8 protein-coding genes are annotated in these 10,206 nt (G+C 56.0%); all 8 read right to left on the reverse strand.

The window, feature by feature from the left end; translation table 11 throughout:
- Entirely contained in the window at window positions 1-513 is a 513-nt protein-coding gene (locus BC777_RS19125) for a hypothetical protein (protein ID WP_100369827.1), read from the reverse strand.
- Between the two features lie 2 nt (window positions 514-515).
- Window positions 516-1,472, reverse strand: coding sequence for a type VI immunity family protein (locus BC777_RS19130; protein ID WP_100369828.1), 957 nt, complete (start codon window positions 1,470-1,472; stop codon window positions 516-518).
- 35 nt (window positions 1,473-1,507) lie between these two features.
- Window positions 1,508-2,566 (reverse strand): PAAR-like domain-containing protein, encoded by a 1,059-nt coding sequence (locus tag BC777_RS19135; protein WP_211095407.1) that lies wholly within the window; start codon window positions 2,564-2,566, stop codon window positions 1,508-1,510.
- Window positions 2,566-2,832: a hypothetical protein gene (locus BC777_RS19140; RefSeq protein ID WP_100369829.1), complete on the reverse strand. Its 267-nt coding sequence runs from the start codon at window positions 2,830-2,832 to the stop codon at window positions 2,566-2,568. The genes BC777_RS19135 and BC777_RS19140 overlap by 1 nt, the downstream gene beginning before the upstream one ends.
- A gap of 116 nt (window positions 2,833-2,948) precedes the next feature.
- Complete coding sequence (locus BC777_RS19145) at window positions 2,949-4,142, reverse strand: hypothetical protein (RefSeq protein WP_133122602.1); 1,194 nt, start codon at window positions 4,140-4,142, stop codon at window positions 2,949-2,951.
- Between the two features lie 22 nt (window positions 4,143-4,164).
- Window positions 4,165-5,139, reverse strand: coding sequence for a hypothetical protein (locus BC777_RS19150; RefSeq protein ID WP_168769237.1), 975 nt, complete (start codon window positions 5,137-5,139; stop codon window positions 4,165-4,167).
- 208 nt (window positions 5,140-5,347) lie between these two features.
- A complete protein-coding gene (locus BC777_RS19155) occupies window positions 5,348-7,411 on the reverse strand; it encodes a type VI secretion system Vgr family protein (protein WP_100369832.1) in 2,064 nt (687 codons plus the stop codon).
- A 142-nt stretch (window positions 7,412-7,553) separates the two neighbouring features.
- Window positions 7,554-10,206 (reverse strand): beta strand repeat-containing protein (locus tag BC777_RS19435; RefSeq protein ID WP_168769238.1); only part of this gene is annotated, 2,653 nt, incomplete at its 5' end.

Consider the following 10,206-nt stretch of genomic DNA (forward strand, 5'->3'; position numbering starts at 1 on the left):
TCAATCTGTCCGTGCACGCGCTGCCGCCAAAAGCGGGTCGACGATGGCATCTGCGGCGTCTTTTATGTCTTGGGGGGCTGCGGCTGTCAGCTCCGCACGACCATGTATCGGAAACCGAACAGCCCATGCGGTTCCGGCCCGCTCAAAAACGTAATCATGCATCAGCGCCCAGCCATCGGCGGCGCCAAATCTCTCAAGCATCCGGACTGCGCCGAGAAGCAGCAGCTGTTCGCGCCAATTTTCCGCCGCGAGCAACGCCGTCAATGTGTATCGACCCTCGCCAGATGTCTCAAAGAAAGATCCCTCTCGCTGCCCTTTAGCCTTCAGGTCGTTGAGGATTGAGCTCACGCGAACGGCCCCAATCCTTTGCCACAGTATAAAATCGTCTGATTGGGCACCGAGAATGGCCCAATCGTTCCATTCCTGTGGCGGGGCCAAGGACGCGTCGCGCCACGCCTCAAGAGAGGCCGTGGGGAGTGTGATCGACAGGCATAGGGTAGAGGGTTCTGACATCGCTAAGTCGCCTCTTCAAACCGGCGCAGCCATCCCAATGTGGTGACATGCGGGTCAAGGGGGGGCGGTACTTTGAACAGATGCATGGGCTTGTCGGGATAGTCCACGTAACGGTGTGGTGCGATGAGCTTGTCTACGGCAACATAGGCTTCTGGAACCCCGTGCATGTTGATGTCACCCATCTGCGGATGGGTGCAGGCCTGAACGATGATCCCACCCCGATAATCATGGACGCGACCTTCGGGGTGCAAAGCACCAGCAATGGCATCCCGCCCGCCCAGTGTTTCCACCCAAACATCGTCCAGCACCGTGAGCCAGTTCACGGCACGTAGACCAGCATGCGGCTTGCGCGCGGACCAATCAATATTCGTTGCATGGTCTAATCCGCTAAACCGCGCCAGAGACGGCCAAGCCTCAACCGTGCGTTGCCGCTCCATCCCCGGCGTACTCACCAGCCCAATTCCAAAACTCCCTTGTTCAGGTTTCAAATGGCTGCACCATTGTTGCAGATGGGCGACGAAATCAGAGCGGTTTGATTTGAGCCATGTCAAAGGCATGTGAAAACGACAGCGCCCATACTTCGACTTCAGATTGGGGTTGTCCAGATCGTAGGGCGCAAAGACATCCAGCCGAAATGGTGGGATTACACCTTCAGCAAACAAATCCAAATTGAACGAAAGAGTATAGTCATCTTCAGGAATTGCATTTTCGAAGTCGTGACGCCAGTTGTCACCGACAATGGGTAACTCACGCCCATTGGCTTTCCGAAAACGAGTCACCGCACGGCTGAAAACGGACAAATATGCATCGGCCATATCGCTGATTGCGGGTGCCTTGCGGTGGTCGGTGTTGCTTAGAAAAAGGGTGCCCACTCCTGCATAGCGCAACACTTCCTTGCCGGTCTTTTCTGACAGTACAGGGATGTTGTTGAGATTCTGGTATTCGTTCTTTTCGTCCATGGTACCGTCTCTTTAACTTCCTGAGCGTTCTGGCCCTATTGCGTCGCCAGCGCCGTGCCACCACCGAGTACCAGAGCGCCGGCGCATGCCACGGATGCAACGCAAGCTGCGCCCGCAACCCCGACAACAACCACACCAGCGACCACACCAGTGCCAACGAGGATTCTTTTGCCCCAAGACCATTCGCCTTCATCCTCAAGCGATGGCGCAGGCGCAGGTGTTTCGACCGGCACGGGTTCACCGGGTGGGCCACCGCCCCAGCAGGGGCAATCATTCTCAACGTCGATCTGTTCATATTCAATCCCGAGATCATCAGCCGCCCGGTTGTAGGCGCTGTTTGGATCTGCCGGATTCTGGTTCGCGTTGAACGTATCGCCGGGGAATTTCATCTCGATCATCCGCGTCGGGTTGCCCGCGCTGTCAACGGTTACGATATCAGGGCGAATGCCCCCACCCGGTGTGAAAACATTGGAGGTGGGTCCGGTCCCTGCTCCGTTTGAAATGACCTGCCAAGCGCCATTCACAACCGTCATCGACACTTCGCGCCAGATGCGCGACCCGCCGGGATAGACACCATCATCATAGAGGTGCTCTTCGATCTTTGACGCCACACAGTTCTGAAAGAAAACAGCCGTGGCGCATTCGCATGCGGCCTCACACAGCCAATCGTCAATTTCGCTGGGTGTCAGCGGCGGCTGATCCAGCCCCCCCAATGAAACGGTGTTGCCCTTGTTCATCAGCATCTTGTCGGTCAATCGGCACGCGGGCTGCCCTTCGAAATAAACATCCGGAGACCAGCTTAACCACGTGGCTTTGTCCTTGTTCACGCCAGACTTCACGCCGCCGCCAGAGCCCGGCTCGTCCCCGATCGAAACCGAAAACTCGGACCCTTTGATGGCGCACATGTTTCCGCCATCGGCCTTCACCGATGTCGTGCCCTTGGCCAGGTCCTTTGAGAACGCGATATTCGGATAAGGGAGGGGCGCGTTGTTTGCTGGCGGCGTTTTGCAGACGTCGGGCAGAGTGTTTCGCACCACACCTTGAGATGCCTTATGGCAAAGGCTGAGCCCGTTGATGTTGACCGTGATGACCATCAGTTCAGTTCGATCAACGCACCATCAAGCGTAATGCTCTCCGTTGCCGTCTGAACCACGGCCGCACCATCAAGACGGATTGTGCCATTTTCGTGCAAGGTGACACGGGCTTTACCGACCTGAAGCGCAAGCCGTGCACCGCTCGCGTCAATGTCCACCGCGTTCAGCAGAAAACGAAGCTTCACCATGTCCTCTGGCGATACCGCCATCCCGCCGTCTTCAGTCGCTCGGGCGTCGAAGAACCCTTCTGTACTCAATTTATTCATAGCGTCTTCCTTTCTGGCCGTTCGGGCCCATGCTGTGCCTCAAAATTCACAGCATGGGCCCTGTCACGAGCGAAACTCCTGTTTACAAAGACGGCCCGATTGTGGGCCACCAAAAATCATTCCTTTGGCACAGCGCTGTAATAGCTGTGCAACGCCTCAATCTGCATCGCCTGCACATAGTTGGCATGCATGCTTGTTCCCAAGAGGTAGGGTTCCGATGGCGCGGCAGAGAGCATAACCGTCGCCAAGACCCGCCCATCGAGCCCAATCGTGTGAAGCACGTTCACCTTAAGCATCGGCTCACCTTCGGCTTGTTCAGCCCGGAAAGTGTACAACGCGTTAAAGTGCGTGAGCGGCCGCAAAAACGCAAAGTTGGTCGCTTCGACAGGGTGCAATTGAAATGGAGTGTCCGGCGCCAGATTTTCGAGCGCAAGTCGCGCCAAACCTGCAGCTGAATTCGCGACATCATCGTATGATGGTGTTTCTTCTGGAGCGGACGTCCAACCTTGCGGTGCAGGTATTGATGCAAGCATCGCTGCGACATTTCCTAGCCGGTCAGCACCGTCTACCCAAAAGTCAAAAACGCCCTGCGAACCTTGGTCGATTGGACCTAGAACGCGGTTCCAGTGCGGTGGAAACTGCGACGTGAACTCAAGAGTTTCAGCCGCCGGCAAAGTCGTTGCCTGCAACGCGGTGTCGAACGGGCGCGGATCGGTGCCCGTTTCGAACCGGATACTTCCGACCATACGCGCGATATCTTCGGAATAGGTCTCGAAACGTTCAGCATCGAAACGCTGACGCAGCACGAGAAGCTCTTCGCCCCGTCTGAACACACTGATCCGATTGATCTTCATGACACCGCTCGTGTCATCACCGCCCAACACCTCACCAAAACGGGGGTTATGCGCCGTCACACCAAAATTCGTCTTCCCCCAGGATCGGGCAAATAGGGTCGCGTATTCCGCAGCAACCGCGAGGCGTTCAGGCGCAACACGGGCCCGATACAGGCGCACCTCATAGCGGTCCCGTTCAAGCGGATCATATCCGATACGGATCTCCTCGAACGCATCAAACAAGCCAAATTCGATAAAATCGCGCGGCACATCATTGCTGTCGTTCCAGATAAACCGCTCCGGAGCAGCCGTGCTGAAATCCATCGTCTCGCCGGACAGATCAAAGGTGACCGTCGGTTCAACAGCGATCAGTTCAAATTTTTCGCCCTGCGGTTGTGCCTGACCCATCGTACCTGCCACCATTAATCCAAAAAGGACGCAAAAGAAGCGACCCAACCAATTCGCGTGCTGTCGCATGGATGAATTCTCCTGCACATGCTTAATTGTTCCACCAAGACGAGATCATATTTGCAACCTTGTCGAGGCCGACAATACCACCGCGCCCTTTGACCCCTGCACCTAGTCCAAAGCCAGCCTTTACACCAGCCTCCGCAACTGCACGCCCGTCCTCATAGGTAACTTCACCTTCAGCACCAAGCTGAGCACCGACTTGCCCGCTCAATTCGGCACCGACCATGATGCCGATGTCCCAGTTTTCAGACAACTCTTCGACATCGTCGTTGGTGGACCAATTCCAAAGGTTAATCAATGGGTTGGCAATACGACGCGGCGTTATGTGAAGGTCGCCGCCGATCGTGCCTTCGACCACGTTAAGCTCACCGCCGAGTTTACCGGACAGTGTTACCTCTTCCGGCGATAGCACAGCTTCAACACTCGCCTCTGCTTCCCCTGACAAGACCGAACCATCCGCAGAGCCGACAAGCGCCAGATCCTCGTCGCTGGAAATCTCGCCTTCAAGGACTGAGCCGTTAATCTGCGCGACCCCGGACGCGTCAAGCCCCTCAGAGCCAAGCGAGAATGTTGCCGTCGCATCGCTATCTGCGCCAAGGACCCGTCCCGATCCGGCAAAGAGATCGCCGTCGTCCCCAAAGGAACCCTCCGCGACGGACACATCGAAAAATTCATGTGAGGCTTCGGCTTCAGCAACCGTGACCTCGAGATCGTCCCACTTCCCGGCCCAGTCGTCGTCTGACCAGTCAGTACCGTCTGGATTGCGACGCGTGTAACCAGAGGCAAGATACTCGCGCACCCCACGTTGCGTGCCCTGGCGAACCCCGACGTCCTTGGTACTCCGAGAGCCGTCTAGCCCTGAGAAACTCCAGATTTGCTCTTCTTCCTCCTCAGCAGGAGGGGGAACTTCGGGCACAAGAATATTCGCGGGAGAGGCCACCGCGAAATCTGTCGCAACGCACATGTCGGCTTGGCCAGTTGGCTCAAAAAACGGCGCGCCCATGGGGGGGTGCCATTGCATCACACTATCGGTTCCGGAAAACGGAATTTTTGACTGCAACCGAAGATCACTCGACATCATATTCGTTGCCGCAGGACCACCGACAGGTTGGTTTTGCGGCAAAAAGACATACGGCCCCAAGGGTGGGTCCGCTGGCGGGGTCGGTGTAACCGGTGGCTTGGGTGTATCTTGCGGCATACCGATTACACGATCAGTTCATGTCGATTTGGTCTGCGTCGAGTTTGATGCGTTTGCCTTTAAGTAGGATATCGCCTTCCTTAGACATGGTTAGTGTCGATTTCTCACCCACCTGAATGGTGATCTGATCGCCGACCCGCATCACTTGAACCTGACCGACATCAGATTCCCAACGGCCCCGCACAATCGTTGACATCGCCTTGCCAACCGTTTGCTGGAACGATTGCCCCACGACAGTCGACTTTGCCACGCCGACAACCTCGGATGACGCGACATTCACAATCTCGGATTTGTTCTTCTCAATGAAAATTTGCATGTTGCCTTTTGCAAAATTCAACACATCGGGGATTTTGACCTTCTCCATCACGCCGCCGAGCTTCGAAAAGAGCACCTGAGTCTTATTCATCAATGCACGCGAAAGTGGGTTCGAACCCACAGCAATCGACATGTTGCCCGAAATCACCTCGGAGTGATCACCACCAACCTGAATAGATTTGTCCTGCCCCACAAATTCCGACTGGTCCTCCTCAACGCGCTTTGAGCGGTCATTCAAGATTTCGATGTTCATGTCCTTTTGGGCATGCATGTAAATCTCTTCTTGGCCACTCTCGTCTTCGAACCGTAATTCGTTGTGGCCGACGCCTTTGTGACTATCAGTCATAAACGTGGACCGCGTTTTGTGCTTGGGCAGCTCATAAGGTGTCGTGTTGTCCCCGTTGAACACGCAGCCGGTCACAATCGGCTTGTCGGGATCACCGCGCAGGTGTTCGACGATGACTTCCATGCCGATGCGGGGGATCACCATGCCACCCCAACCCTTGCTTGCCCAGTTTTGAGACACACGGACGCGCATGGTGTGCGCACCTTCCAGATCCCAGTGGAACCGACACAGGATGCGGCCATGCTCATCGCAGTCGATCTCGCCCTCGCCTACGACCACCGCCGTCTCAGGCCCTTGCACCTTCGGACCAACCGTCCGGCGTTCGGGGCGGTAGGGCGTGTCTGTGGGCATCAGCACGTAGCTTCCGGCATAGGGCTGTTCATCATTTCCGCTGTCGCCGGACCCATAAGACTGCGCGCGGAACCGATGCTCGGCCTTGAGGCAAACAAACGTCTGTCCAGTGGCCCCCGGCACCTCGTCCCCTTTCAGCGCCACCCGCCAGCCCGCGCCAAGGCTCACCACATCCCCTTGCGCATGATGGCGCGGCGCCTGGCCGCGCTCAGCCTGTGTCCGACGTCTCACACCCTCGCGACCTTCGTCCTGTTGCAGGTAATCCCCCGGCCAATCATAGCTTTCAATCTCGCCCGAGGGGTGGGTCGCATCGCCGGTATGATCCACCTCTTGTGCAGCGTTGGGCGTCTTGAAATTATACTCTGTCAGCCGCACAGCCCCGGTCGTGATACGTTCGCCCACAGCCCAGGTTCTGAAGTGTTCCTCCTTATGCCGGTGGAACCCGTCAACACCATAAAACGGACGCGTGCCGCCGGGAACTTCCGGCAGGCCAAATTCTGCATCCGTCAAGAGCAGGGTATGCGACCCATCCTCATGCGCCCATGACCAGCTGATACCGTGGCGTTCCAGCTGGCGGCGCACAAAATCCGCATCCGTATCGCCGTATTGCGTGGTGTACTCCAGAACGGGATAATCTTCCGTCAGCCGCAGGTCTAAATGCGGGTTCCCCAAATAGGCATATGCCGACAGCACTTCCTCGACAATCTGCACCACGGTCTTGTTGTGAAATATGCGCATATTACGGCGCAGGCCCGCCACGTGCAGCCATGGCCGCAGGACCAGATTATAGCGCCAACCGTTCTCCGACGCACCACACGCCTCTGCCTCACAGACGACGCCATCAAAAGCACGCGCACCACTTGTGTGGTCAATCTCGACCGTCGCATGCGTACCGAGCAGGCTGTGCAAATCCAGCCCCGGTTGCGTTGATAGTGCCTCAACCCGCCACTCAAAATCGCCAGACAACTCCTCGGTGCCGTCCATGCGCAACAACACAAGTGTGTCCGCACCAAGCGACGTCGTAAGGCGGCCCTGACGATATTGCTGGGAAAAATGCGTGTTCATCGTTAAATCCAATGCATGCAATTAATAGGTGAAACTTACTGGTTACGCCAAATAAATGAAACCCACTTTCTCGATACCGTCCAAGGTTGCCGCTGCTGATCTGCGTGCCTTGAAGCCTGTTATGGGTCTGATTCTTATGTGCTCAGAACTGGATGCGCATCTGTCCCGTGATGCCCCAGCTATCAAGATCTTCGGCCTGACGCCCATCTACACGTACGGCGGCGTTAAACTGACGCGGTACCGTGGCACGACCAGCCGGATCAAGAAGGCGGACATAATTCAGGCCAAGCGACAGTTCACCATAGCTTTCGATGTTAGAGAGTGTGATCGGCGTCTCTTCCCCATCGCTGGTAAACAGCGCTGTCGGCTCTGGCGCGAAATCCTGGTACAGGGTCGCCGTCGCAAAATAATTCATAAAGCTGATGTTGTCGGGTAATATGGACAAGTGTGACACCGTACCAGACAAAAAGCCAAGCTCTTGCGTCGCATCATTTATCTGGATTGTTGAGTCTCCGGCATTGATCACATCCGTTTCGTATTCCGAGTAAGAGAGACCGAATGAGCCGATAAAGTTCAGACTTTCAATTTGTGGAATGTTCCAGGAATAGCCTGCCGATCCAGAGAATGTCGTCCCAGTCGTCGTAAACTCTTCATTGTCGACACCGATGTCGTTTGAACCTTCGCCGTTATTGTCCGCAGTATAGTCTGTCTGTTCGAACCGCACTTGTAGATCGGCGAACATTCGTCCGCGCGACGCGGTCAGATACGCGCCAGCATAGGTCTGTTCAAAATCGGTTGTCGTGACACTTAGGATCTCGCCTGTCGTATTGCGTTCAGAGTCTAACCGATTAATTTCATTTCGTGCAGAGCCGGTATTAACACCCAAGATGGCTCCAAATGACATGTCGTCACCCATGAAACGGTCATCAAAACATACCAAGTCGCTGCCCAGCTGAAGGCTTTGATAATCCAATGTCAGCGGGCTGGAGCCTGTCGTATCGGTGAACTCATCAGTGAAGCGCCCAGAGGCCTCAGCCGAACCGGTTGCAAACCGTGTCCAGCCGCCTGGACCACAGGGATCATCACCAAAATCAGTGGCGAGATCGGATACATAGGGGCTGGTCGGCCGATTGACGATTGCGTTGCCGATCGTCTGGATCAGACCAACCGACGCAGCCAAACCAGATATTCCTGTCGATATTGTGGACTCAAGCTGGATTGCGCCAGCATCGTTGTCTGCAATAAAATAATCATAGGGCGAAAATGCCGGTGCAGGGGTCCAACCGTCGACCACCAGGCTGCTGGTTCCACCATAAGTAATCAGATCAAAGGGTGTTTCTTGACGGGTGTCGCCCGAAACCTCGTTCAAATCAATCACAATGCTGCCCGACAGGTCGCCGCTGACGGCCAAAACGTCTGCAGATGCAGGTTGCCCCTCGGTCAAGTCGATATCAATCGCGTAGGTCCCGTTCAGAACAGCATCGCCAGTTACGTTGATCACGTCGCCTGTAGCACCATCTTGCGCGGACAATGTACCGCCAGTCTGTACGATACCGTTCACCGTGGCACCATTGTCCATATTGACGGTGCCATTGCCGATGTTGATAACACCTTGCCCGACGGCAGCGCCTACATCTGCGTCAAAGTTCGTCACGCCGCTATTGTGAAACAGGTTCCCGTTCAGCGTACCGTTTAGGTTTGTGGTGCCCGTCGACGTCGTCACATTGCCATTCACAGTCCCGTTCACGGCAAAGTTGGACGATCCGTTATTGATCAACCCTGCCGCGGCGGTAGTGTTAAAGATGGACCCCCCGGTTGATGTCAGCGTACCTGCTGGGCCAACCGTCAGATCGCCGGAAAAGGTGCCGGCGTTATCCAGGCTACCTCCGGTGATGCTAGTCAGCGCAGTCACCGTCAGCGTTTCGCCACCGCCCACATCAACAGTGCCACCGCTGCTGGTCAATGCGCCGGTAATTTGGCCAGCCGCATCCGATAGCGACACATCACCACCGTTGTTTGTCAGATCCCCCACCAACGTCCCGTTGACAACGGCACTGCCGGTGTTTGTTACCGCAGATGTAAAGGTGTTCCCGTTCAGAACGTTCAAGGTGCCTGCGTTGGTCATGCCGTTGGTTGCGCTCGATGCGGCGCTGCCGGTATTCACGACACCGCCGGATTGGTTCACAAACGTCCCGTTCAGGGTGCCGTTCAGGCTCAGGGTGCCGCCAGATTGGTTCTGGACAGATGAGGCATCGAGCGTTGCAAGGTCACCGATGGTCAGCTGTCCATCGTCTTCGTTTGTCACAGAGGCCGTCACCGTCAGCGTGCTGGTTGCGACGTTCACTGTTCCTTCGTTTGTCAGCGTGCCGTTGATCGTACTCGTTCCATTGGACGTAACACTGCCGTTGCCATTGTTATCAAGCGCATCAATGTCACCGCCATTCAGCGCCACGATACCCGTGTTGTCGACATCGCTGTTGACGTCCCCATCAGCGCCCACAGTCAAGGTAGCGCCTACGTTATTATCCAGCGGGGCTGCGCCGGTCACATCAAGGGTCCCGTTGACTGTCAGCGTTGTATTGGTGTCGCTGTTCGTCACGCCGGAAAATGTGGCGGACTGGCCGGCGTCGATCGTAAAGCTGGCACCGTCATCGTTGGTCAGCGCGCCACCATTGATGATGCTGCCTCCGAGACCCACGGTGAACTGCGTGCCTGCGCCTGTGTTATTGATCGCATTGCCATCCGCGTTTAGCACGGCCCCGACATTGAACGTCTCTTGGTTGGTCAATTGATCA

Source organism: Yoonia maricola, from assembly GCF_002797915.1.
Taxonomy (GTDB): domain Bacteria; phylum Pseudomonadota; class Alphaproteobacteria; order Rhodobacterales; family Rhodobacteraceae; genus Yoonia; species Yoonia maricola.

Bases quoted from the DNA above. Each gene is read 5' to 3' on its own strand.
- BC777_RS19125 (WP_100369827.1), bottom strand. From the start codon at position 513: ATGTCAGAACCCTCTACCCTATGCCTGTCGATCACACTCCCCACGGCC.
- BC777_RS19145 (WP_133122602.1), bottom strand. From the start codon at position 4,142: ATGCGACAGCACGCGAATTGGTTGGGTCGCTTCTTTTGCGTCCTTTTT.
- BC777_RS19155 (WP_100369832.1), bottom strand. From the start codon at position 7,411: ATGAACACGCATTTTTCCCAGCAATATCGTCAGGGCCGCCTTACGACG.
- BC777_RS19140 (WP_100369829.1), bottom strand. From the start codon at position 2,832: ATGAATAAATTGAGTACAGAAGGGTTCTTCGACGCCCGAGCGACTGAA.
- BC777_RS19135 (WP_211095407.1), bottom strand. From the start codon at position 2,566: ATGGTCATCACGGTCAACATCAACGGGCTCAGCCTTTGCCATAAGGCA.
- BC777_RS19130 (WP_100369828.1), bottom strand. From the start codon at position 1,472: ATGGACGAAAAGAACGAATACCAGAATCTCAACAACATCCCTGTACTG.
- BC777_RS19150 (WP_168769237.1), bottom strand. From the start codon at position 5,139: ATGGGCGCGCCGTTTTTTGAGCCAACTGGCCAAGCCGACATGTGCGTT.